The 25,588-nt window shown below is 35.1% G+C and carries 13 protein-coding genes and 1 CRISPR repeat array; of the genes, 3 read left to right on the top strand and 10 right to left on the bottom strand.

Annotated elements, in window-relative coordinates; all coding sequences use genetic code 11:
- Window positions 1-8: 8 nt before the first annotated feature.
- The 7 genes from H6W53_RS02850 to H6W53_RS02880 form a co-directional block, all read right to left on the bottom strand.
- Window positions 9-287 (bottom strand): AAA family ATPase, encoded by a 279-nt coding sequence (locus H6W53_RS02850; RefSeq protein WP_185204784.1) that lies wholly within the window; start codon window positions 285-287, stop codon window positions 9-11.
- Window positions 288-439: 152 nt separating this feature from the next.
- A complete protein-coding gene (locus tag H6W53_RS02855; RefSeq protein ID WP_185204785.1) occupies window positions 440-913 on the bottom strand; it encodes a DUF6998 domain-containing protein in 474 nt (157 codons plus the stop codon).
- 38 nt (window positions 914-951) lie between these two features.
- Window positions 952-2,094, bottom strand: a complete 1,143-nt coding sequence (locus H6W53_RS02860) for a PD-(D/E)XK nuclease family protein (protein ID WP_185204786.1) — start codon at window positions 2,092-2,094, stop codon at window positions 952-954.
- A 41-nt stretch (window positions 2,095-2,135) separates the two neighbouring features.
- Window positions 2,136-3,377: a restriction endonuclease subunit S gene (locus H6W53_RS02865; protein ID WP_185204787.1), complete on the bottom strand. Its 1,242-nt coding sequence runs from the start codon at window positions 3,375-3,377 to the stop codon at window positions 2,136-2,138.
- Complete coding sequence (locus tag H6W53_RS02870) at window positions 3,367-4,950, bottom strand: type I restriction-modification system subunit M (protein ID WP_185204788.1); 1,584 nt, start codon at window positions 4,948-4,950, stop codon at window positions 3,367-3,369. The genes H6W53_RS02865 and H6W53_RS02870 overlap by 11 nt, the downstream gene beginning before the upstream one ends.
- Window positions 4,951-5,723: 773 nt before the next feature.
- Window positions 5,724-6,365 (bottom strand): DUF6266 family protein, encoded by a 642-nt coding sequence (locus tag H6W53_RS02875; RefSeq protein ID WP_185204789.1) that lies wholly within the window; start codon window positions 6,363-6,365, stop codon window positions 5,724-5,726.
- A 1,075-nt stretch (window positions 6,366-7,440) separates the two neighbouring features.
- Window positions 7,441-7,707, bottom strand: a complete 267-nt coding sequence (locus H6W53_RS02880; RefSeq protein WP_228457740.1) for a helix-turn-helix domain-containing protein — start codon at window positions 7,705-7,707, stop codon at window positions 7,441-7,443.
- 364 nt (window positions 7,708-8,071) lie between these two features.
- Here H6W53_RS02880 and H6W53_RS02885 point away from each other — a divergent pair, with 364 nt between their 5' ends.
- The 3 genes from H6W53_RS02885 to H6W53_RS02895 all read left to right on the top strand — a co-directional run bounded on the left by H6W53_RS02885 (window position 8,072) and on the right by H6W53_RS02895 (window position 11,927).
- Window positions 8,072-8,524 (top strand): T9SS type A sorting domain-containing protein, encoded by a 453-nt coding sequence (locus tag H6W53_RS02885; RefSeq protein ID WP_185204790.1) that lies wholly within the window; start codon window positions 8,072-8,074, stop codon window positions 8,522-8,524.
- Between the two features lie 15 nt (window positions 8,525-8,539).
- The gene (locus tag H6W53_RS02890; RefSeq protein WP_185204791.1) at window positions 8,540-9,598 is read left to right on the top strand and encodes a hypothetical protein; all 1,059 of its coding nucleotides are present in this window, start codon (window positions 8,540-8,542) and stop codon (window positions 9,596-9,598) included.
- A 109-nt stretch (window positions 9,599-9,707) separates the two neighbouring features.
- Window positions 9,708-11,927 carry an NADP-dependent isocitrate dehydrogenase gene (locus tag H6W53_RS02895; protein WP_185204792.1) on the top strand — a complete coding sequence of 740 codons (2,220 nt, stop codon included), beginning with the start codon at window positions 9,708-9,710 and terminating at the stop codon, window positions 11,925-11,927.
- 202 nt (window positions 11,928-12,129) lie between these two features.
- Window positions 12,130-19,313: a CRISPR direct-repeat array (repeat unit 47 nt; unit sequence GTTGTGAATTGCTTTCAAAAATTATTATCTTCGTGATGAAGAACAAC).
- Window positions 19,314-19,812: 499 nt separating this feature from the next.
- On the opposite strand, the gene cas2 is transcribed toward H6W53_RS02895, so the two are convergent.
- The 3 genes from cas2 to cas9 form a co-directional block, all read right to left on the bottom strand.
- Window positions 19,813-20,151: a CRISPR-associated endonuclease Cas2 gene (cas2, locus tag H6W53_RS02900; RefSeq protein WP_007842732.1), complete on the bottom strand. Its 339-nt coding sequence runs from the start codon at window positions 20,149-20,151 to the stop codon at window positions 19,813-19,815.
- A gap of 127 nt (window positions 20,152-20,278) precedes the next feature.
- Window positions 20,279-21,172, bottom strand: a complete 894-nt coding sequence (cas1, locus tag H6W53_RS02905; protein WP_185204793.1) for a type II CRISPR-associated endonuclease Cas1 — start codon at window positions 21,170-21,172, stop codon at window positions 20,279-20,281.
- 1 nt (window position 21,173) lies between these two features.
- Window positions 21,174-25,388: a type II CRISPR RNA-guided endonuclease Cas9 gene (cas9, locus tag H6W53_RS02910; protein WP_185204794.1), complete on the bottom strand. Its 4,215-nt coding sequence runs from the start codon at window positions 25,386-25,388 to the stop codon at window positions 21,174-21,176.
- Between the last annotated feature and the right edge of the window lie 200 nt (window positions 25,389-25,588).

The following is a 25,588-nucleotide window of genomic DNA, read 5'->3' on the forward strand; positions in this document are numbered from 1 at the left end:
CAATAGTTTTAGCTTTTCAAATTTAAATACTCACTCATTTTTCTTTGCAACTGCCATAATAGTAACAATGCCATAGGATCAATAAAATATTGCTTTACGAAATTGTATTGGCGATATTTCATTATTAAAAATAAATTCAAGGCTCTCAAAACATTTGACTTCCCACTATCATTAGCTCCCGAAAAAATATTAAAATCTCCTAATTCTTCGATGTGAACTTTTTCTTGATCTTTTCCACCATCGAATAATCTAAAATGTTTAATCTCAATTTTTGATATAATATCCATAGTTATATTTCTTTTTTACCCACTTCCTCCCCAACCGCGACAACAACAAGCTTTGCAGTTGTGTGAGTTTTTGATTTTAATCTTTATATTTTACCCTGGTAAGATGTTATATTTCCTTTTAGCCATCGAACTCGTTACGAATAAGTTCTGACTTATGAAATCTCAATGATCCTCATTATCCTATCAATATTCTCCTCAGACATATTCAACTCTCTCAATTTTCTCACAGATAATCTGTAAGGATGCTTTCTGTCAGTTGGTAAATGGGCAAGTAATTTATTAAAAAGCAGTTTTCCTGTTCCATTATAAATTTCTTCAAATGTACCATCTTCATAGAGTTGCACTGCAATAAAATATTTTGGTTTTCGATCAATATGTTTAGTAAAATAAAAATACTCTTTAAAGGAAGCTTTTATCTGGACTTCCCTTTCCTTTGAATCTGTCACAAACCCATCGTGAATGTGAGTATTATCTCCATAAAGAGTTAACCCATAATGTTCTGCAACCAGTACTTCTCCTATATCTCCTACCAGCTTTCCATCTAAAGTAAAATTCTTTTTATGATGCCTGTATTTTTCCTTTAATATCTTAATCGTAGTGAACAGTATTTTAAACTCATCTTTCATATTTCTTTATATAACATCACAATAATGATATCAGTTTTCTACACCCCTTCAACCTCTGCCAGCAATTCAAAAAACTTATTGATTTCATTTTTTATAATCGCTTTCATCTCGCCGCTGATAATGGCTTTCATTGCATCAGCCTGCCAATTCTGATATTTAGGAAATCTGGTGTACGCAAGCCTTGCATTTCCGCCTCCTACTTTTTCTTTAATCTTTGAAAGCGCTGATGTATCAACCTGATCATTTTTAGGAGCCAGACCAATGATACAGTTTCTTAGTCCCTGTGCTCCGAATTCTATGAATACTTTGTAATTTTTCCAATGAGGAACTGAAAACTGGAAACCCGCCCAGCTTGTGTTAACGTAGTCTCCAGGATCACTTAGCAGATCAAGTCCCATTTCTTCGCACAGTTGTTCAAGCTGTTTAAGGAAAACAGTATTGATCAGATTATTTTTTACATTGCCGAGATTGGCAGAGATCATAAAAACGGCATCTAAATTTTCCGTTAAGGACAGTTGATCAATTAGTTCTTTATCCATGGCTGAAGTTGTATTTTGATTGGTTAACTCTTTAAGGTGATTGCTGTATTGTATCAGTGTTTCCCGGACGATGGGAGACCTTACCGCTATTTCAATGCACCGCTCCAGCCAGTCTAAGATGACTTCACAATAAGAAACCTGCAGGTAATCTGTTTTATCAGGTGCAGTCTGAGGAGATTCATTCCCCCATAATGTTAAATAAAGCAATTTAAACGCAGTCCCGTATTGCTGGACTCCGAAAGCATGATACCTTTTCAGCTGCTCGAATTGATCGTTTGCATATATTTTATTTTCTATTAAAATAGCTTCGCCCGAAGAATTCTTTATTAAAATATCAAGTCTTCCAAACCGTGTAGCATATTCCCGGTGAACTTCGACATCCTGATATCCAAAAACATATTCCGGAGGCAATATACCCGATTTAATAAGCGTATTGATAAAAGCATCTAAAAATTTATGGTGTAGCTGATGGCTTCCATTGGGATCTAACAGTTCTGCAAGGATGGATGAATGTGTATTTTCATAATGATTAACCCCACAGATCCTGAACATATTAAATGAATCATCATTCTTAGCAAGCTCTGATTTTCTATTTTTAATTATCCAGTTAACTTCCTGAAGAAGCTTTGCGATTTCTTTCATGGTAACAGTTTTCAGGTTTAGTTTTTAATTTTAAAATGTTTTTATGATGCTTCTACTTCCTCCCCAACCGCCAAGCGTGACAACAACAAGCTTTGCAGTTGTGTGAGTTTCTGGTTTTGTTTAGTTTTTAATTTTTTCACTTTATTGACCAATTGAATTTCCTTAGAGTAAAATTCTAAAACTGAAACGCTTGGTAATAAGATTTTGTAATCTAATATCCAATCTTTATCACCTCTTGGCATTTTAGTCCCCTTTGCACCTTGCATTACATAATCAAAGAATTGGTCATTAAAAAGAATATTAAGAGCGAAAAATTGAAAAACAGGTTCTTTTGACCTTAGACATAAAACATCATTCGAACATCCTCCATTTATATCAGCAAACCATATTTTTTTTAAGTAAGGTCGGATGTTTGAAATTAGTATATCGCCTTCAATAAATTCTGAAACATTGTTACCCTCAGGAACATTTGAAATAAAATCTACTCCTCTTTTATCTGCCAACATACTTTCAGTGGAAATATAATTTTGAGAAGTTAATTCTCTCAAACTGATTTTTGTATTGGAATAATAAATTATATTCTTCAATTTCCCAACTTCCCACCCCTCCGGAATTTCCTTCCCAAGTTCTTCGTTCCAAACCATTTTTCCGCCGGAAGATTTATAAGGTTTTTCTATGGCCACCCCGTCCTGCGGACCCCCCTCCGACGGAAGGGAATAGGGAAAATCAAAATCCACAAACCAATGCTTATACAAAGCTTGCGCAACAGCTTCCAGTTTCTCGCAAATCTGCTCGTTCACTTTTATTTTGTTGGCTATGCTTTGGTATTGCGCTACAATTTGTCGCTGTTCTTCGATTGGTGGAACATTCACTTTCATTTCTAAAAACATTTCCCAAGATATACCTCCCCGTACATCGCCTCCACTAATATAACCCACCCAACGATCTGTTTCTGATCTTCTGAACCACATATTTAAATAGTCAGGTAAAATTATATTTTCATTTATAACTTCAAAGACATAATAGGCGGATGAAATAAGTGCAAGACTTTCCTCTTTGTATAAATCTATTGGTAATTGTAAATCACGTCCAACACTCATCAACTTGCAGGCAAATTGATTTTTCTTTATTAAGTTATATTTTGTTAAGTCAACACCATTCAAATTTGCAACCGAAGGAATAAAATTTTTAGAAATACTAACACCAATAACTCTTTTAACTTTTCCATCTGTATTTTTAATATTTACCGATTTAACAAGGTCTTTGAGCTGTTTATAAATCATAGCCTAAAGTTTTAAAAACATTAAAAACTTCTTCTTTCAATTGGTTTTCCTGTTCAAATAAATCTTTTAATTCGTTCTGTAAACTTTGCATCCGTTCATCATAATCCAGACTTTCATCACGGCTAACAAATTCGATATATTTACTTGGCACTAAAGAATAATCTTTTTTGCGGATTTCTTCAAGAGTCGCACTGTAAGAATATTCAGGAATATTATAACCACCCCGTCCTTCGGACACCCCTCCAGTGGAGGGGAATTGCTGCCAGTTGTGATAATGGGCAGCAATCGCAGTGATCTCTTCTTCCCCAAACTGAATGAATTTCTTTTCAAACGGTTCACCTTTCTGTCTCAGATCCATAAAAAGAACTTCGCCTTTGCGGTTACGGTACTTTTTTATACCATCGTTTACTTCAATATTTCTTTCTTCTTTATTTCTATTAATTATCCAAAGTGTAACACTAATTCCTGTAGAATAAAACATACTTTGTGGTAAAATCACCACGGCTTCCACCAAATCATTTTCAATGATCTGTTTCCGTATTTTATATTCTTCGCCGCCGCCACTCAGTGCTCCGTTTGCCAAAATAAATCCGGCAACGCCGTTCTGAGAGAGTTTGGAGATTATATTCAGAATCCACGCATAGTTGGCATTAGATTTTGGGGGCACTTCATAGCCTGCCCATCGTGGATCGGTGGTCAGTTCGTTTTCTGCACGCCAGTCCTTTAAATTAAAAGGCGGGTTGGCCATGATGTAATCGGCTTTCAGATCTTTGTGTTGGTCGTCGCTAAAAGTATCTGCCGCTTTGCTTCCGAGGTTACAGGAGATTCCACGGATGGCAAGATTCATCTTCGCCAGTTTATAGGTCGTATTGGTAAGCTCCTGACCATAGATAGAAACATCTTTTTTGTTTCCCTTGTGTTTTTCAATGAACTTGAGCGACTGTACAAACATCCCACCCGAACCACAGGAAGGATCATAGATTTTCCCTTTGTAGGGTTCTATCATTTCCGCGATGAGGTTGACGATCGATTTCGGGGTATAGAACTCTCCTTTTCCTTTCCCTTCGGCAATGGCAAATTTGCTCAGGAAATATTCATACACGCGTCCCACAATATCGTGGGCTTCATCTTTCAGGGTATCAATATTGTTAATCGTATCCAGCAAAGCCGAAAACTTAGACTGATCCAGCCCGAGACGGGAGAAATAATTATCGGGCAATGCGCCTTCCAGAGATTTGTTGGTACGCTCGATAGTTTTCAGCGCAGAATCTACAATCAGGGTAATATTTTCCTGCTTGGCGTTTTCCATAATGAAAGTCCACCGCGATTCTTCCGGCAGATAAAATACATTTTCTGCCTGATAAAATTCGGGAATATCTAAGAACGCTTCTTTGTGCTCATTAATGAGTTCCTGTCTTCTTCTCAGAAATTTGTCATTCGCAAACTTTAGGAAGATCAGACTCAACACCACGTGTTTATATTCGGAAGGCTCTACAGAACCTCTTAATTTATTGGCAGAATCCCAGAGGATTTCTTCGGTACTTTTTGTTTTTGCAGCTGTTTTCGTTGCCATTGTTAAATCTTAGATATAATAGAACAGCAAATATATCGCAATTCTTCGATTCCTTCCCTCCTGCATATTTCTGAAGTTAAGAATTTTCAGCTTTTCACTTCCAGAAATATAGTGCTGTTTTCATACGGCGGGAATCATCATATGATATCGGTATAACCTATGACGATTGATAATCAATCGAATGTATCGTAAAGATGATCATGGTTCATCGTTTTTTTAAATTATAATTCAAATATAAATAAAAAAAACATTTCACTATTACGGGATACCATAAAAAATATCGTTGGATTTTGTATTTATTCAGCGTGTTTAAATTGATAATTTATTTTTACCCTTAAGGAGTTAAGCCTCTTTAGCTTAAAAACCTAATAAAAATCAATGGATTGATTCCTTAATCAGAATCAGCTTAACCAGCTTGCATTGATGCCGTCTAATCTGAAGATTTCTTAATGCTAAATGTAAGAATAAACAAAGTTTATTGTATATGAGATAATAGACTTATCCATTTTACTCATAAAGGCTTCGACAGGCTCAGCCTGACAATGTTAAAATATTGCGGTGAATATTCCAGATGTCACCCTGAGCCTGTCGAACGGACACTATCAGAAAACCGCCTGCTAATTGTTGTTCTCCAATATCAGGTAAAGGAATAAGTCAATCAGATCATTAAGAAAAACCTGTACAACTTTTATTGAGCAGTATGTAAGCAGGCTCTTAAAATGATATATTTATTGGATAAAAAAACCTCCACCCTTTCAGGCAGAGGCTTTTCTTTAAATCATCGTCATGGCCCCGAGATACGCGCTGTTACACGCAAGGGTTTCTTTCGCATTCCTGAAAAACACCCAGACCTGAACTTCCTTTCCTGTGTAAGAAGCAGGCATCGTGACATCGGCAGTCAATGCTCCCCTTTCGGCAACGGATTCGAAAATTTCAAACGTTCCCAATTCTTCGCAATAACACACCGCATTGGCTTTGTCGATGGTATCTGCGTTTCCCTGTGCGGAATTATCTTCCCAGCTCAGCGTAATGATATTTCCGGTTTGCGGAGCAGCAGCGACGTTCTGGAAACCTGACAGATCACCTTTCGTGATCAGCACCTTGTTGTATACCAGTTCGGGAACATCGCCATTCATCTGTAACGCTTCGCTGATGGTATAGGAAACCGCCATATTCACCCTTGATTTTGAACCGCTCCCCGATCCGAAATACTTCGTCTGGATGTTTTTAAGCGGCTGCAGAAAGCTGATCACCATGCTGAACTTGGTCTGCTGCAGAAGCTGTTTTTCGGTGGGCTGCTTCGAGCTTGGTTTGGGAATGCTTCTGATAATGTCCTGTCCGCGCCAGTTTGCCCCTACAACCGTTCCCACTTTTCCTGAAAATCCTCCAAGGATTCCTTTTGTTATTCGTGCCATTTTGTGCATTTTTATTGGTTAACAGAACGAAGGTATTACAGAATTTTCCCATTTCAGGCACCTGTGAAAAAGATGACGGGTTTTGACTGCTTTTGACCGGTTTGAAAACCCATTTCTTCGGATCATGTTCGGGTCTTCTTCGGATCGGCTTCGGAAAAATGGGATTTTTTCCGAAGAAAGACCGAACAACAGTCGAAGGATTTCGGGAGAATTTTGATTACCGTATTTCTTTAATTGTACGCTTCGGCTCCGCTCAGCGTACTTCAATGCGACTCCATTTTAAACACAGCATTGTAAACCAAACCCTCCACCGTGAGCTGAGCGTAGCCGAAGCGCACATCATCGTAAATAATCATTCCTAAAGTTGTTCAAACCCGCAAAGACGCAATATTTTTTAACTTACTCTATCTATTTAAGGCGCAAAGATTTTATCTCCGATAAAATGTAATACGGATATTTTTCGCTTCGACTCCGCTCAGCGTACTTCATTTCATTCCATTTTAAACAAATCATTGTAAATAAAACCCGCCACCGTGCGCTGAGCGGAGCCGAAGCACACATCACTGCAACACAATTTTAAATAAATCATTGTAGTAAAAAAAGATCCTTCGGCTGCTTAACATACTTAAAAAGCAACTTAAGAAGTTACATTGTACATCTGCGTAATCTCCACAATCTGCTTGAAGTAATCACAAGACAATCAAGACAACAGATTATTGTGATAAGAAAAGAGACCCTTCGACTGCTTACTATATTTAGAAAGTAATTTAATAAGTTACGTTGTGCATCTGCATAATCTCCACAATCTACGTGAAGTAATTGCACGACAATCAAAACAACAGATTATTGTGATAAGAAAAAGAGATCCTTCGACTGCTTCGCGCTCAGGATGACAACGCAGAAAGTCATTGATTTTAGAGTATGGTATTGAATTGAAAGTGTTAGACAATTATTTATTGTAATAAAAGAGATCCTGCGGTGTTTCGCGCTCAGAATAACATAAGAGTGACCGTCGATCCGCATCATTCCGCAGAAACCGGTTTTAATCCCACCAACGAAAGACATAAAAATACCCTCATTTTTTGAGGGCTGTATTGAAAAACGATTTCGGATAGTATATTTTCTTTCCGATTTTTATATGCGGAATATTCTGTGATTTCCGGATTCTGAATAAGGTACTGTCGCTGATATTCAGCAGCCTTTTTACATCGGCACTGTCATAATACTGCGAATCGGTAATCTGCTTTTTCCTGAGGGTATCCAGAATTTCAGAAAAAATGTCCAGAACGGTATGCATCAGCTCTTCATCATACAACGGTGGATTGTTGGGTTTCTTTTTCATCCTGTGCTTTTTTAAAAGAAATAATGTTATTAATTTTTATTTCAAACGTTGAGGAAATATAAAATATTGTTTTATTTTTCTAATAGATAGAGAAGCTGAAAAAACGATAAAATACAATCATTCATTTCTTCGATAAAATTTATGAAAATTTTTTGTTAAAATCTTGGTTATCCGGAATGAGAGGAATGAAATCCTCTGTAAAGATGAATGATATTTACCAGAAAAAAAATATTTTTTTTATGATGGTTGCCAACATTCCGGGTCTTCGGGTTGTAATGATATCAGAACATAACAGTTTTCGGATCCGAAAAGATCTTCAGCATCAAAAATTTATTTATATTCGCAGTCCTTAAAATTATTGACCATGAGAAAAAAAATTACTCTATTCTTATTCGGAGTTCCTTTTTTTGGTTTTGCCCAGTCTGTGATCGGGAATATGAACTCGGGAGCGGTTTCTGCAGATAACTTTACGCATTCGGTGGGAGAAATTTATGTGATTCCTACGGAGCCCGACAAAGCGAATTCCGGAACAATGGGAATGTTTTACCAGTCTGTTTTACAGGTTTTGGGTGTTTCAGAACTTGAAAAAGACCATGTGAAAATCTATCCCAATCCTACTGTTGATTTCATTTATGTTAAACTGAATTCAAAATCAAAAATCGAAGGTGCGGAAATCTATGATCTTTCGGGAAAGCTTGTTTTCAAAACTAAATTAGATTCTGAACAACTGGATCTCAGACCGCTTCAACAGGGAGTTTATATGATCGTTTTCAAAAACTCCGACATCAAACCTATCAAAATTATCAAAAAACCTTAAAAAAACTATTTGAACATGAAAAAGCTTTATGCAACTATAGGATTATTTTTAGCAAGTTTAGTAAGCGCACAGGTTCCGCAGGCTTTCAGCTATCAGACGATTGCTTTCAATGCGGCAGGAGCTCCGATTGCTAACGGAAACGTTTCTTTGAGAATCAGCATTCTGGATAATGCAGCCAACGGAACGGTTTTATATACAGAAACACAAAACAAAACGACCAACGCCAAAGGTCTGGTAAATCTGAATATCGGACAGGGAACGGCTACGACAGGAAATTTCGGAGCAATCAACTGGGGAACCAACGCCAAATTTGTAAAAGTGGAAATGGATCCTGCAGGAGGCTCTAACTATACGAATGTCGGGGTAAATCAGTTGATGAGTGTGCCTTATGCAATGGTGGCAGATAAAGTAAATATGAACTCTAATGGTTCATCCTTAAATGATGATATTGTAGAAAATAAATTTTCAAATTTTGGATTTATTGATTCCTATGATGCCAAAGCATATGTTTTCAACAGTAAAACAGGAACTTGGGTTGCTCAGACATTTAATACCTATGCAAGCCCAACTTTGGTTACGTCCAATGGTAACTTTGCATTTATTGATGCATATAGCGCAAAATCTTATGCTTTTAGTAATAAAACAGGAACTTGGATAGCCCAGACATTTAATGCTTCTGCTAGTCCTACTTTAATTACATCCAATGGTAACTTCGCATTCATGGATATGTATGATGCCAAAGCTTACGTTTTCAACTCAAAGACAGGAATTTGGACTGTACAAGCATTCAATCCTTCTGCCAGTCCAAGTTTAGTTTCATCCAATGGTAATTTTGCCTTTATGGATATGTATGATACCAAAGCCTATGCTTTCAATACTAAAACAGGAACCTGGATCACACAGGCATTTAATTCTTCAGCCAATCCAAGTTTAACAAAATCTAACGGTAACTTTGCATTTGTAGATAGCTATAGCAGTAAAGCGTATGTATTTAATAGTAAGACAGGAACCTGGATCTCGCAGACATTTAATTCTTCTGCCAATCCAAGTTTAATATTGTCAGAATCAAACTGAAAATTAAAAAAGAGGCTCTCGCCTCTTTTTTTATGCAAATGTTTAAATAAAACAATCATAATCACTAAATTTGTGAGTCTTAAAAAATCAAATAATAAATTACAGTATAATGTCAGACAAATCAAAAATCTATTACACGCTTACGGATGAGGCTCCTATGTTGGCTACACACTCGTTTTTACCGATTGTGAAAGCTTTTACAAAATCTGCAAATATTGAGATCGCCGTTCCGGATATTTCTTTGGCAGGAAGAATTTTAGCCAACTTCCCGGAATTTTTGAAGGATGATCAAAAGATCGGTGATGCTTTGGCTGAATTGGGTCAGTTAGCGACTCAACCGGATGCCAACATTATCAAGTTACCGAATATTTCAGCTTCTGCTCCTCAATTGGATGAAGCAATTGCAGAACTGCAGTCTAAAGGTTTTGCAGTGCCTAATTATCCTGCTGAGCCTAAAAATGATGAAGAGAAAGCAATTAAAGCAAAATATGCCAAAGTTTTAGGAAGTGCCGTAAACCCTGTATTAAGAGAAGGAAATTCTGACAGACGTGCTCCAAAAGCCGTTAAAAACTATGCAAAAGCAAACCCTCACAGAATGGGCGACTGGGCTTCTGACAGCAAAACAGACGTTGCTCACATGAACGGAGGAGATTTCTACGGAACTGAAACCTCAACAACGGTAGAAAATGCTACAAAATTTAAGATCGTTTTCAAAGGAAACGACGGTTCTGAAACGCAATTGAAAGATTTTGCCAACCTTCAGGCAGGAGAAGTAATTGATTCTTCCGTAATGAATCTCAATGCTCTAAAAGCTTTTGTACAGGAAGCTATTGAAGAAGCTAAAAACAGAAACGTTCTTCTTTCGGCGCACCTTAAAGCAACCATGATGAAGATTTCCGATCCGATTATTTTCGGAGCGATTGTAGAAACGTTCTTCAAAGAGGTTTTCACGAAATATGCAGAGACATTCAAGTCTTTAGATGTTAATCCAAACAACGGTCTGGCTGATCTTTTTGAAAAAATCAAAGGAAATGCACAGGAAGCGGATATTAAAGCAGATATTGAAGCGGCTCTGGCAAACGGACCGAGAGTGGCGATGGTAAATTCAGACAAAGGGATTACCAATTTCCACGTTCCTTCCGATATCATCGTTGATGCTTCTATGGCTGCATTGGTAAGAGGCGGCGGAAAAATGTGGAGCAAAGACGGAAAAGAAGAAGATACGGTTTGTATTATTCCGGACCGTTCTTACGCAGGTTTCTATCAGTCTGTTATTGATGATATGAAAGCACATGGGAAATTAGATCCTACCACAATGGGTTCTGTTCCGAATGTAGGTTTAATGGCTCAAAAAGCTGAAGAATACGGATCTCACGACAAAACGTTCCAGGCTTCAGCAGAAGGAACCATTGAAGTCCAGGACGAAAACGGAAACGTTCTTCTTTCTCAGAAAGTAGAAAAAGGAGATATTTTCAGAATGTGCCAGACGAAAGATGCTCCGATTCAGGACTGGGTAAAATTAGCAGTAAACAGATCCAGATTATCTGATACTCCGGCTATATTCTGGTTAGATAAAGGAAGAGCACACGACAGAGAAATCATCAAAAAAGTTGAAAAATACTTAGCTGATCACGACACCAACGGATTAGACATCAGAATCATGGATGTAAAAGATGCCATGACGGAAACATTAAAAAGAGCAAGAGAAGGAAAAGATACCATTTCTGTATCCGGAAACGTATTGAGAGATTATTTAACTGACCTTTTCCCAATTCTTGAACTTGGGACTTCTGCTAAAATGCTTTCTATTGTTCCATTAATGAACGGAGGTGGTCTTTTTGAAACCGGTGCGGGAGGTTCTGCTCCTAAACACGTTGAGCAGTTCATCGAAGAAGGTTATTTAAGATGGGATTCTTTAGGTGAATTCCTTGCTTTACAGGCTTCTTTAGAGCATTTGGCACAAACTCAGGGGAATACAAAATCTCAGGTGTTAGCGGACGCACTGGATGAAGCTAATGCTAAATTCTTAGCTACCGACAAGTCTCCTGCAAGAAAAGTAGGACAAATCGATAACAGAGGTTCTCACTTTTATCTGGCAATGTACTGGGCGGAAGCTTTAGCAAACCAGACTGCTGATGCAGAATTAGCGACACAATTCGCTCCGATTGCAGAAGCAATGAAGGAAAACGAAGAAGTAATCAACGCAGAATTAATTGGTGCTCAGGGAAAACCTCAGGATATTGATGGTTACTACAAAACAGATACGTACAAAACGTATGCTGCTATGAGACCAAGTACGGTTTTAAATGAAATCATCGACGGAATTTAATTTCATTTTTGCTTAAAATATTTTTTAGCCATAGCCGACTGTAGTTCGGTTATGGCTAATTTTTTATAGTCTGTAAAATCAGCCTAACTTAATCGAACCCTTTTCGTCGAATCCGCCTACGCCTTTCCTGCAACGGATTTCAAAAATTATTATCTTCGTGATGAAGGACAACCTGACTAAATTAAAAGCTCAATACGATCTCGTTGTGAATTGCTTTCAAAAATTATTATCTTCGTGATGAAGAACAACTTCGCTCATTCCTTTTTTATCCGTAGCCCAGTTGTGAATTGCTTTCAAAAATTATTATCTTCGTGATGAAGAACAACTTTACGGGAAGGCGAGTTTATAGAACTCGAGTTGTGAATTGCTTTCAAAAATTATTATCTTCGTGATGAAGAACAACTTTTCCACTATACCCCAGTTTTGTACTATAGTTGTGAATTGCTTTCAAAAATTATTATCTTCGTGATGAAGAACAACGAGGGCTAAATTTAGCCCTGAACGAATTAAGTTGTGAATTGCTTTCAAAAATTATTATCTTCGTGATGAAGAACAACTAAGGTTAATAAAGGACGGCGCTATTAACGGTTGTGAATTGCTTTCAAAAATTATTATCTTCGTGATGAAGAACAACCATCATACTTTGACTGAGTTTCGGTAGCAGGTTGTGAATTGCTTTCAAAAATTATTATCTTCGTGATGAAGAACAACATTTGCATAATTCTTCACGTCCTGACCAACTGTTGTGAATTGCTTTCAAAAATTATTATCTTCGTGATGAAGAACAACATCATCAGAATCAATACCTTCATCAATATCGTTGTGAATTGCTTTCAAAAATTATTATCTTCGTGATGAAGAACAACCTCAAATGTTACCGCATTAAGATCTGCTGGGTTGTGAATTGCTTTCAAAAATTATTATCTTCGTGATGAAGAACAACGTCAGCGCAATGGGAGGGTTTTGTGTATTGGTTGTGAATTGCTTTCAAAAATTATTATCTTCGTGATGAAGAACAACAGGCATTAAATTTACGCAATTTGCAGATTAGTTGTGAATTGCTTTCAAAAATTATTATCTTCGTGATGAAGAACAACATCTCCTCTTCAGATATTAGCATATCTGCGGTTGTGAATTGCTTTCAAAAATTATTATCTTCGTGATGAAGAACAACTCAAATAGAAGGTGGCATGGTTGGCATTTAGTTGTGAATTGCTTTCAAAAATTATTATCTTCGTGATGAAGAACAACATCATCAGAATCAATACCTTCATCAATATCGTTGTGAATTGCTTTCAAAAATTATTATCTTCGTGATGAAGAACAACCTCAAATGTTACCGCATTAAGATCTGCTGGGTTGTGAATTGCTTTCAAAAATTATTATCTTCGTGATGAAGAACAACGTCAGCGCAATGGGAGGGTTTTGTGTATTGGTTGTGAATTGCTTTCAAAAATTATTATCTTCGTGATGAAGAACAACAGGCATTAAATTTACGCAATTTGCAGATTAGTTGTGAATTGCTTTCAAAAATTATTATCTTCGTGATGAAGAACAACAAGATCGCGGTCTGGTTCCCGCCTAAAAAAGTTGTGAATTGCTTTCAAAAATTATTATCTTCGTGATGAAGAACAACTCATGATCAGATTTTCCGGACGTTTTCCTAGTTGTGAATTGCTTTCAAAAATTATTATCTTCGTGATGAAGAACAACATTAAAGGAGTTAACCCCAGTTCATTGTAAGTTGTGAATTGCTTTCAAAAATTATTATCTTCGTGATGAAGAACAACTAGCTGGACTGGTTGGAATACTTTCATCATGTTGTGAATTGCTTTCAAAAATTATTATCTTCGTGATGAAGAACAACCAGGTAAGTGAATTAGATTTGATTCGGCGGGTTGTGAATTGCTTTCAAAAATTATTATCTTCGTGATGAAGAACAACAATGCGCCCAACCTTAATCAAGAGAGTTGGGTTGTGAATTGCTTTCAAAAATTATTATCTTCGTGATGAAGAACAACTCAATCAATATCTATAAATAACCTAATTAAGTTGTGAATTGCTTTCAAAAATTATTATCTTCGTGATGAAGAACAACTACCTCTGGTATTTATGATCCAACCATTCAGTTGTGAATTGCTTTCAAAAATTATTATCTTCGTGATGAAGAACAACTGCTAAAAAGGGCATTGCATTTACGTCTAAGTTGTGAATTGCTTTCAAAAATTATTATCTTCGTGATGAAGAACAACATCGTAATATCTTTTTAATGGTCTTGTTTTGTTGTGAATTGCTTTCAAAAATTATTATCTTCGTGATGAAGAACAACATCCGGGACCCATTCTTAAACTGTATATAGGTTGTGAATTGCTTTCAAAAATTATTATCTTCGTGATGAAGAACAACTGAGTTTATATTTGCAAAGTATAGGAATGGGTTGTGAATTGCTTTCAAAAATTATTATCTTCGTGATGAAGAACAACGCTGAAATAAAAGTCAGCTTCAGCTTCGTAGTTGTGAATTGCTTTCAAAAATTATTATCTTCGTGATGAAGAACAACTTCAATACACATTTGAATGATTCGAATGCAGTTGTGAATTGCTTTCAAAAATTATTATCTTCGTGATGAAGAACAACTATGAAAACTCCTTTTTTAATACGCTTTAAGTTGTGAATTGCTTTCAAAAATTATTATCTTCGTGATGAAGAACAACTCCCTCGGTCTGCCGTTATAATGTTTTTCGGTTGTGAATTGCTTTCAAAAATTATTATCTTCGTGATGAAGAACAACTTCCAGATTTTGAATATCAATAGTATCAAAGTTGTGAATTGCTTTCAAAAATTATTATCTTCGTGATGAAGAACAACACATAAGTAAGATGCAATTTGTTTTGTTTCGTTGTGAATTGCTTTCAAAAATTATTATCTTCGTGATGAAGAACAACATTTAACGCCTTGTCTACTGTGGGGCGAGAGTTGTGAATTGCTTTCAAAAATTATTATCTTCGTGATGAAGAACAACTTCCATCCTTTAATCATTGATGGAACCGTAGTTGTGAATTGCTTTCAAAAATTATTATCTTCGTGATGAAGAACAACGGATTGTTATGAACACATTTGAAAAACTAAGTTGTGAATTGCTTTCAAAAATTATTATCTTCGTGATGAAGAACAACCAGAAATCTTCTGTAAACCTTGCCATGATCGTTGTGAATTGCTTTCAAAAATTATTATCTTCGTGATGAAGAACAACAGGGCGTTTTGACCTGCAAAACACAACTGAGTTGTGAATTGCTTTCAAAAATTATTATCTTCGTGATGAAGAACAACAATTCCGAAGAATTGCGGTCTGATTTACTAGTTGTGAATTGCTTTCAAAAATTATTATCTTCGTGATGAAGAACAACATATGTTGAAACTTTTAATTGTGATGCTGGGTTGTGAATTGCTTTCAAAAATTATTATCTTCGTGATGAAGAACAACATTTCTATTACAAGAGTTGAAAAAGGAAATGTTGTGAATTGCTTTCAAAAATTATTATCTTCGTGATGAAGAACAACTGGGGTTCTTTTTAAGCTTTTCCGCCCATGGTTGTGAATTGCTTTCAAAAATTATTATCTTCGTGATGAAGAACAACGAATTCCGACGGATCTGCCTTTTTGCTTAAGTTGTGAATTGCTTTCAAAAATTATTATCTTCGTGATGAAGAACAACGTAAAATTGGAATGTTTCCTCCGATTTGAAGTTGTGAATTGCTTTCAAAAATTATTATCTTCGTGATGAAGAACAACTCTAAATTGTTTAGCCAATTCGCTTCAAAAGTTGTGAATTGCTTTCAAAAATTATTATCTTCGTGATGAAGAACAACTTGGCTTTATTATTCCCGTTTTTGTTTTCGGTTGTGAATTGCTTTCAAAAATTATTATCTTCGTGATGAAGAACAACGGACTGGGACGCAATCGAAGACCGTTTGAGGTTGTGAATTGCTTTCAAAAATTATTATCTTCGTGATGAAGAACAACGTTCTTCTTTGTAGTTCCCGACGGGCTTGTGTTGTGAATTGCTTTCAAAAATTATTATCTTCGTGATGAAGAACAACGCAAATGCACACAAATACGACTAATATAAAGTTGTGAATTGCTTTCAAAAATTATTATCTTCGTGATGAAGAACAACTAAAAGGTAAAATAAATTCTGAATATTTTAGTTGTGAATTGCTTTCAAAAATTATTATCTTCGTGATGAAGAACAACTATTTCCAGCCAGTTACTAACATTTGAGTAGTTGTGAATTGCTTTCAAAAATTATTATCTTCGTGATGAAGAACAACTAAACCAACACAGGAGCGAATAGCGAAACTGTTGTGAATTGCTTTCAAAAATTATTATCTTCGTGATGAAGAACAACATTTTACCTGTGAAATACTTAAAACATCTAGTTGTGAATTGCTTTCAAAAATTATTATCTTCGTGATGAAGAACAACTTTGCACAAATCAAATTGTGACACAAACGTGTTGTGAATTGCTTTCAAAAATTATTATCTTCGTGTTTAATTACTTTGTACTGGGTAAGCGTTGGGTTGTGAATTGCTTTCAAAAATTATTATCTTCGTGATGAAGAACAACAAAAGTAATTCCTTTCATTGTAAACTTTGAGTTGTGAATTGCTTTCAAAAATTATTATCTTCGTGATGAAGAACAACCCAGCACCTCAACGGCTATATATTTCTGCAGTTGTGAATTGCTTTCAAAAATTATTATCTTCGTGATGAAGAACAACTCGTCTATTTCACTGTTGTACTGATCTATAGTTGTGAATTGCTTTCAAAAATTATTATCTTCGTGATGAAGAACAACGTTGCAACGGCTGGCAATACCTGCGGCAATGTTGTGAATTGCTTTCAAAAATTATTATCTTCGTGATGAAGAACAACTTAAAATGAGTGGAGGAAACACACGGTATAGTTGTGAATTGCTTTCAAAAATTATTATCTTCGTGATGAAGAACAACGCCGTAAACTTACACCAGACGAAGCTACAGGTTGTGAATTGCTTTCAAAAATTATTATCTTCGTGATGAAGAACAACGTAAAGGACGTAAACCAGTGGAATTTAATAGTTGTGAATTGCTTTCAAAAATTATTATCTTCGTGATGAAGAACAACTATTTTCGACGGAAACGCACAAATTTTCTAGTTGTGAATTGCTTTCAAAAATTATTATCTTCGTGATGAAGAACAACGCGATTTAAAAATACTTATCCTAATCCTTTGTTGTGAATTGCTTTCAAAAATTATTATCTTCGTGATGAAGAACAACAACCGCGTAATTTTCTCCAACGTACGTTAGTTGTGAATTGCTTTCAAAAATTATTATCTTCGTGATGAAGAACAACATACCCAACTGATAATGCTTTTCTTCCACAGTTGTGAATTGCTTTCAAAAATTATTATCTTCGTGATGAAGAACAACATAAACATCTCCATACTCCGTTATCTCGTAGTTGTGAATTGCTTTCAAAAATTATTATCTTCGTGATGAAGAACAACAAATTGAGCGTTTACCAATTCATTACGACGGTTGTGAATTGCTTTCAAAAATTATTATCTTCGTGATGAAGAACAACCCGTAGCAAAGACTACTAAATTTACAGACCGTTGTGAATTGCTTTCAAAAATTATTATCTTCGTGATGAAGAACAACGATAAGAAAAAACAGCCTTTAGAGGATTTAGTTGTGAATTGCTTTCAAAAATTATTATCTTCGTGATGAAGAACAACCTATACACTAAATGGACGGAGGAGGAATTTGTTGTGAATTGCTTTCAAAAATTATTATCTTCGTGATGAAGAACAACAATGCGCCCAACCTTAATCAAGAGGTTGGGGTTGTGAATTGCTTTCAAAAATTATTATCTTCGTGATGAAGAACAACAAAGCTTCCATTGTTTACATCCGGTATGTAGTTGTGAATTGCTTTCAAAAATTATTATCTTCGTGATGAAGAACAACAATTATATCAGACGTTACATTAGGTAATGTGTTGTGAATTGCTTTCAAAAATTATTATCTTCGTGATGAAGAACAACTGACGAAACAAACGCAGCCTCCGCAGCTAAGTTGTGAATTGCTTTCAAAAATTATTATCTTCGTGATGAAGAACAACCTCAAGGGGACCTGTTATAGTCATATCGGAGTTGTGAATTGCTTTCAAAAATTATTATCTTCGTGATGAAGAACAACACCACCAATAGGCTTACCAGCTAATGCTCCGTTGTGAATTGCTTTCAAAAATTATTATCTTCGTGATGAAGAACAACAACCGCTGATCCGATTGTTGCTATCTCCGCGTTGTGAATTGCTTTCAAAAATTATTATCTTCGTGATGAAGAACAACTGTTTATCATTGACGCTGTAGTGGTGTCAAGTTGTGAATTGCTTTCAAAAATTATTATCTTCGTGATGAAGAACAACAACCTTATTAATTTGAAATTAATTGTTATAGTTGTGAATTGCTTTCAAAAATTATTATCTTCGTGATGAAGAACAACCATTACATTCTGCTGAAAGTCTGACATCGGGTTGTGAATTGCTTTCAAAAATTATTATCTTCGTGATGAAGAACAACTTACCGTTTTCCTCGTAAATCTGTGGTGTAGTTGTGAATTGCTTTCAAAAATTATTATCTTCGTGATGAAGAACAACGTACTGTAACTCTTTGGCTGCGTCGTAGTAGTTGTGAATTGCTTTCAAAAATTATTATCTTCGTGATGAAGAACAACAAATACTCCTCTATACCCTCGCCCGTAATAGTTGTGAATTGCTTTCAAAAATTATTATCTTCGTGATGAAGAACAACATAAGTTTGTCGCGCTCCTTTGCCAGTCTGGTTGTGAATTGCTTTCAAAAATTATTATCTTCGTGAGCTACTGCGGTCTTTCCAATGCTGGGACGGTTGTGAATTGCTTTCAAAAATTATTATCTTCGTGATGAAGAACAACATTTTCAAAAATAAATCTACGTGCCTATTAGTTGTGAATTGCTTTCAAAAATTATTATCTTCGTGATGAAGAACAACGTTACTCTTGTAAGGGCTTAAACCCATTATGTTGTGAATTGCTTTCAAAAATTATTATCTTCGTGATGAAGAACAACGTCTCAGCTACTACTGTGATCTTTAGCCTAGTTGTGAATTGCTTTCAAAAATTATTATCTTCGTGATGAAGAACAACTAGCATAGGCTGCCAAGTTAATGGGATCAAGTTGTGAATTGCTTTCAAAAATTATTATCTTCGTGATGAAGAACAACTAGAAGTACCATCAGGATTTGCGTAATTTAGTTGTGAATTGCTTTCAAAAATTATTATCTTCGTGATGAAGAACAACCTCAAAATCTAATCCATTGGTTTTCAATGGATTTTTTTTATATTTTAAAAATAACAAAATCTCTAAAAGTTAATTATAATCTATCTCTAATTATCTTTTTTGATTTTCTATTTGGGAATTGCTTTGACTCAGCCAAATCGAATCCAACGCTTTTCGTCGAATCCGCCCACGCTTATCCGGCTGCGGATTTCAAAATTATTATCTTCGTGATGAAGGACAACCTCAAAAAATAATCCATTGGTTTTCAATGGATTATTTTATATTTTAAAAATAACAAAATCTCTAAAACTTAATTATAATCTATCTCTAATTATCTTTTTTGATTTTCTATTTGGGAGTTGCTTTGACTCAGCCAAATCGAATCCAACGCTTTTCGTCGAATCCGCCTACGATTATCCGGCTGCGGATTTCAAAATTATTATCTTCGTGATGAAAGACAACCTCAAAAAAATAATCTACTGGTCTTCAGTAGATTATTTTTGTTTTCAGGATTTAAAATTCAGAACAATTCGAGCTGTTGGAAGGTCGGTGGCGGTTCTTCTTTATTTCTGGCAAAAAAGATTTCGATGTCTCCAAACTGTTTATCGGTAATGCACATAATGGCTACTTTTCCGGCTTTTGGAAGCATAAATTTCACTCTTTTGATGTGTACTTCTGCATTTTCCCGGCTCGGACAGTGACGCACGTACATCGAAAACTGGAATAAAGTAAATCCGTCATCAATCAATGCCTTCCGAAAACGGTTTGCATCTTTCATATTCGCTTTCGTTTCGGTCGGGAGGTCATATAATACTAAAACCCACATAATTCGGTATGCATTAAACCTTTCGGCGTTCATTTTTGGTGACTATTCTTTGTTTATTGTAATGATCGCAGCCCGACCTGAGTGGAGCTCTTTTTGCAGATTTTTATCCTTCGGCTCCGCTCAGGATAAACTACAGGCGGATAAAGCTGCCATAAAAAAATTAAATCAATTCCGGATAGGAAATCAGTCGCTTTTCTCCTGTATAGCATTTGTAAAGCGATGACGTGGTCATTTTTACAGCAACCAGCAACGGTCTTGTTTTGTCATCGATACGCACATCTTTGGTTGCAACCTGGAGAATATGCGCTTTAAATTCTTTCGTCAGTTCTTCGGTATCCGTATGAATTTTCAGCCACTGCATCACGAGTAAATCAACAAACGGACGATAAGGTTCCATTAAATCATCGGCAAGGCAATACGGATTGTATTTATTTTTATGAAAAATGCCGAGAACAGGCAACAGTCCGGTTTCTACAATGGCTCTTGCCACAATGCTTCTAAGCACGGCATATCCAAAATTAAAAAACTGATTGGGTGAATCTCCAAAACGCTGTCTCAAAAAGTCCAGACTGATGAGGTATTTCCAGTAATGCTGCGCCGCAATCCCTTCCATATTCGTTATATCGCCGGATTTTACGTTTCTCTGATATTCAATCATCGGTTCGTAGTAATTCCCCAGTTTCATCAGGACATTTTTCTGGTTTTCAATCTTGCATTCCACCGTCTGTTTCCAAAGCTGTTTTTTCAGCGGTTCACTGGCTTCCAACTGATCTTTTACCCGGTCGGAATGTTCGGTATGCCCATACAGCGGAAGCATTATTCCGTGCGGTAAATGATGGGCATCGCAACTCACCACCACGACATTATTTCCCATCATTTTCTGAATCAGATGGTGCGAAATGGTAATCTGATAATGATCCAGCATCAACAACCCCAAATCTTCCACAGGAACACTCCCCTTTTCCGTTTTGGTTTCCGGACAGAGGATTTTCAATTGCTCGTCTTTGAGCTTAAGGTAAGCGGGATTGCCGATGTAGATGGAGCGGGTGATCATATTAGAAATTCCATTTTATTGTACCATCAATAAACATCTCAAAATCTTTTCCTTCTATTGCAAAATTCCATTGCCCCTGTCTTAATCTTAAGAATATTTGTTTCTCATTGAAATTTACAGATGAATATTCAGGATTATCTTTTTTCAATTCAGTATCAATACCTGCTGCCAAATGATGACGGAATTTAATTCTACCATCTTTTTCAAATTGATATATTTTAAACATTCTGTTGGATAATTCAGGTTTTTCTAAATCTTTTAATTCGTGAATACTTTCTTTATAAAACAAGACTTTATCACCGCTTTTTAAAACTGCATAAAGAGGCAGATTTATTTTATTTTTTCCTTTACTAGATTCAAAACTTGAGAACTCCGGCTCGGCAAAAAGATTTTGAACATTTTTTAATTTAATTTCCGCCAAATCCACAATAGAAAGAATTCTCATAGCTTTACCGGAATCACTTTTGTAAAACAGACAATACGTGTTCTCACCGTTAGTTGCTAATGTAGATTTTTTGTAATCTTTATCTGAGACAAAACTGTGATTATGAACTTTAATTGCTGTAGTATATTTTAATCCATTTTCGAAACAACGTATTGTTCTGATTTTATTCACTTTGTCACCTTTTTTATCAAGCATGTAAACACCTTCAGTCAAAGCTGTTTTAAAATCTGTTTCTTCAACTTGTTTTTTAATTATTTTAAACAAATCTTTATCAACAATTGCTTTTTCAACTTCTTCAAGGCTTTTGAATCCTGGAGAATTTGCATCCTTTTTATAAACCAAGGGTTTTCTGACAGCCAAATAAATTTCATCATTAAGAATCATTTTTTTATTTTCATCAAACAAAATCTTATTATCTTCATCTCTTACAGGCTGTTTGATGGCTCCGTAAAAAGTTTCTCCGTGCAACTGTCCACGAATTGTATCACCTTTGGCAACTCGTTTTTTTCTATTGCCCGCCTGATCTATGTCGTAAACGATTTTACCTCTTTTTCTTATTATTTTAGATGTTTGAGTAATCGTTCGGCTATCTGTAAGGTTATTAATCAAAACTTTATCTTTTAATTCCAAAATATAATTTTCAGAAAAATTATTCCAATCCATAGGAAGTTCGTGATAGGTTTTGCCCGTTCTGTTATCAATTTCGTTTTGATAAGCTTTGATAATTCTTTCTCTATGAAAAGCATTTGGAATTAAGGTAAGAATTGCAGCATCCTGTGCGTGGTGACTGTGTACGCTTCTGTCTTTTTTAAAATCTTTTGACTGTACTTTATAAACTTTCTTAAAGATATCCGTAACTCTTCCTTTTTCCACAGAAACTCTTTTGAATAAGGTCTTAAAATATGGCAAAGCGTACTTGGTGATAATCTGAGTATCTCTCAACTGATTATTTCTCCATCCTGCTCTATATTCTGTAATGGTAAAAGTGGCTAATTTGGCTTTTAGATAATCCAAATCCATTTTTATGGTGTGATACTTTACAATACAAAAATCTTTGTACTCTTTTGTACTTGCATAAGAAGCCTTCTTTTTCCATTCATCAAATAGTTTTTCAACCTCCTCAATCTTCTTCCAAGTAACTATTCTCTCTGTTTTGCCTTTTAACTCTTTGTATTCTACTTTTCTTTCTCCAAAGAGAAATTCTATATTTCTGATTATTGGATTATAGAATTCACCATTAATAACCTGTTCAATATCATAATTGACTAATTGTGTCGGAAATTTCTTTCCTTTTTGTAAACGGTTATATCCCGAGTCGGCAATCGTGAGATTTTTCAATTCGTTATCAAAACTGATACTTGCAGGAATTGTATGCTCAAAATCATACTTGTTTCCAATGATTAAGTCTGAAAAGGAAATTGGCTTGCCTGTATAAAGGCAAATTTTGTTTTGTTCGTGCCACAATCTGATTTTATGGACTAATGTATCTTCATCGATAAGATTCACATTAGGAAACTGTTCCCGATAAATTGCCAGTTCTTTCCTGTAAGCATCATTTTCTTTTTCTCTTTCCTTTTGCCAAATCTCAATTGCTTTTCTTTTATTCTTATCATTAAGTTCTCTTGCAATTTCAATTACCACTTTTGTTTCTTCATCTATCTTCCCTGCCTGCAAAAGATAATTCACCAAATTTTTCAGTTTATGTAGAGACTTCAGCGCCATAGGATTTTTAAATCCTTTGCTCAGTGGCTCAGGATTGCCTAATAATTTAATTTCCCGACCTTCAAACTCTGCATCGGGATTTCTTGTTAAGAAACCACTTCTGTTATTTTCTTTAACGTAATATTTTTTCTTTCCTACCGAATATTCTAAATAATTGTCAGCTTCAGCATAATTCTCCTGTTCAGAAGGATGCCAAAGATATTTCTTCATATCTTCTGAAATATGATAAGTATCTTTTAAAAAATTAAATATCTTTTCATCAATTCTTTCAGGCTTTACAAAAAGATTTTTCTTATTAAAAAAAGATTTCTTTAAAAACTCAAGGTATTTTCGTGAAACATATGTAACAATATTTGTTTTACTTTCTTCTTCGAGTTTATCCCAGCTTTCCTGTCCGTAATTATCAATAATGCTTTTTAAAACTAGTTTGTTTTCAGTACTATCCAAATCTCTTTCATCAGTAATATAATAACGGTTTTCATCATTAAGCATTTCCGATATCAAACTATTGACAATCGCTGCATTTTTTCTGTTTGTCGAATCCAAATTTAAAATCTTAGAAATCTCTTCAGAAAAATGATTAATTAATGTCTCGGAAATTTCATTTTCTCCAAGCATTTTATATAGATTAGCCATATACACAGCGTGGCTGTATAAAAATCCTTTTTGTAAATAAGGAAGAATTTTCTTAATCGCAGAAAGACTTAAAGTCGCAAAACCTTGTTGTAATTTGATTTTAGAAAATTTATTCGCTTTTTCTTCATCTAAATTTAGTTTTTCTAAAGCAAATTTCTTAAGATTTTCCTGTCCGTCAAAGGTCATTAGAACGTGCCAAACGTCTTCAAAAGTATATTCGGTGTGAGATTTTTTGACAGGCTGTGAGCTTCTTTCTCCATTAATATCCCATTTTAGTATGTCTTTCCAGTTTATTCCAAAAACATCCTGAAATTGTTTAAGTAATTTTACGGAGAGTAATTTTGTTTTTTCGTGATGTTTTGATGTTCTTTTGGCACCGTCTTTCTTTAGTTGTTTATCAATTTCGCTGAGTTCAAAATCAGGTTTTGATTTATAAAATATCGGATAAATCTTAGCTTGGATATATTCCTGTTTATTTTCATCTAAAGGCGGAATGATATTTAAGTTATTAATCAAAACCCAAGTTCTATATTCTTCATACAGAGGATGACTTACAGCCACTCTCTTTTTCCCTTTTTCGTAAATACAGTTTCCAATCAAGCCTTTTTGTGTTCTTAAAGGACGTTGCCAGATGATGGCTTTCCATAGTTTTGAATAGTCATCCTTAGAAATATCGTGTAAATCACAAATCCATTTTAATTCTGCTTCACTGTCTTTTCTTAAGTTATATCTTTGTCTTATTCTTCCTCCGAAGTCTTTTTGATAATGATACAGTGCAGCGCCTAAAGTTTTATGTTTATCTAAATATTCCTCAATATCATTTCTTCCTTTTGTTCCGTTCTTATCACTTCCGGTTAACATCGTCTTAGCTTCTTCCTCATCTCTTCCTTTAAAACCTCTTCTTTGAACAAGCTGATAAAAAACTCTTCCTAAAATTTGAGGATCATTTGTAAATACATCTTTATATTGTGGATTACCTGCGAAGGCTCTGAAAATGTAATAACTTTCGTTTTTATCTTTTCCAAACAAATGAAAGTCTGGTAAACCGTCACCATCAAAATCAAATCTTATCCAATTCAGAAATTCTTCGGATTGGGGATACTCTCTTTTCTTTCCTTTCCTGTAAGTTTTCCAATTATTAAAATCTTCGATAGACAAAGGACACATATTTCTTTCTATAAGAAATTGCAAAATTCCAAACTTTCTGTATTTTTCAGCTTGGTAATTTCTTCTCTTACCTCTACTCTCTGTTCTTTTCTGAACTTTAGGGAATTCATTACCTTTTTCTGAAGCAACACCCTTCTCAAAAGTAATCACTCCAAAATCTTCTATCTGATTGCCTTCTAAGTCTAAATTTCTAATTGCCCAACCTGTGCTATTACTGCCAAGATCAACTCCTAAAACTTTTCTCATAATTATTAGTTTTGGTATTTTATAAAAATAAAAAGAAAAATAATAAAATTTATATGGTTTTCCGTAAATCAGAATTAAAAAACTTGTCTATATTTGTACTAATAATTTTGAAAGCAATTCACAATAAGGCTAAAAGCCGAAGAAAATCTTTAATCCTGCGTACTCCGTGGGATTTTTTCTTAACTACTAAAGATAAATCT

This window comes from Chryseobacterium sp. C3 (genome assembly GCF_014218905.1).
GTDB classification, from domain to species: Bacteria; Bacteroidota; Bacteroidia; order Flavobacteriales; family Weeksellaceae; genus Chryseobacterium; species Chryseobacterium mucoviscidosis.

Bases quoted from the DNA above. Each gene is read 5' to 3' on its own strand.
- H6W53_RS02850 (WP_185204784.1), bottom strand. From the start codon at position 287: ATGGATATTATATCAAAAATTGAGATTAAACATTTTAGATTATTCGAT.
- H6W53_RS02870 (WP_185204788.1), bottom strand. From the start codon at position 4,950: ATGGCAACGAAAACAGCTGCAAAAACAAAAAGTACCGAAGAAATCCTC.
- H6W53_RS02885 (WP_185204790.1), top strand. From the start codon at position 8,072: ATGAGAAAAAAAATTACTCTATTCTTATTCGGAGTTCCTTTTTTTGGT.
- H6W53_RS02890 (WP_185204791.1), top strand. From the start codon at position 8,540: ATGAAAAAGCTTTATGCAACTATAGGATTATTTTTAGCAAGTTTAGTA.
- H6W53_RS02895 (WP_185204792.1), top strand. From the start codon at position 9,708: ATGTCAGACAAATCAAAAATCTATTACACGCTTACGGATGAGGCTCCT.
- cas1 (WP_185204793.1), bottom strand. From the start codon at position 21,172: ATGATCACCCGCTCCATCTACATCGGCAATCCCGCTTACCTTAAGCTC.
- H6W53_RS02855 (WP_185204785.1), bottom strand. From the start codon at position 913: ATGAAAGATGAGTTTAAAATACTGTTCACTACGATTAAGATATTAAAG.
- H6W53_RS02860 (WP_185204786.1), bottom strand. From the start codon at position 2,094: ATGAAAGAAATCGCAAAGCTTCTTCAGGAAGTTAACTGGATAATTAAA.
- H6W53_RS02880 (WP_228457740.1), bottom strand. From the start codon at position 7,707: ATGAAAAAGAAACCCAACAATCCACCGTTGTATGATGAAGAGCTGATG.
- cas9 (WP_185204794.1), bottom strand. From the start codon at position 25,388: ATGAGAAAAGTTTTAGGAGTTGATCTTGGCAGTAATAGCACAGGTTGG.
- H6W53_RS02865 (WP_185204787.1), bottom strand. From the start codon at position 3,377: ATGATTTATAAACAGCTCAAAGACCTTGTTAAATCGGTAAATATTAAA.
- H6W53_RS02875 (WP_185204789.1), bottom strand. From the start codon at position 6,365: ATGGCACGAATAACAAAAGGAATCCTTGGAGGATTTTCAGGAAAAGTG.
- cas2 (WP_007842732.1), bottom strand. From the start codon at position 20,151: ATGAACGCCGAAAGGTTTAATGCATACCGAATTATGTGGGTTTTAGTA.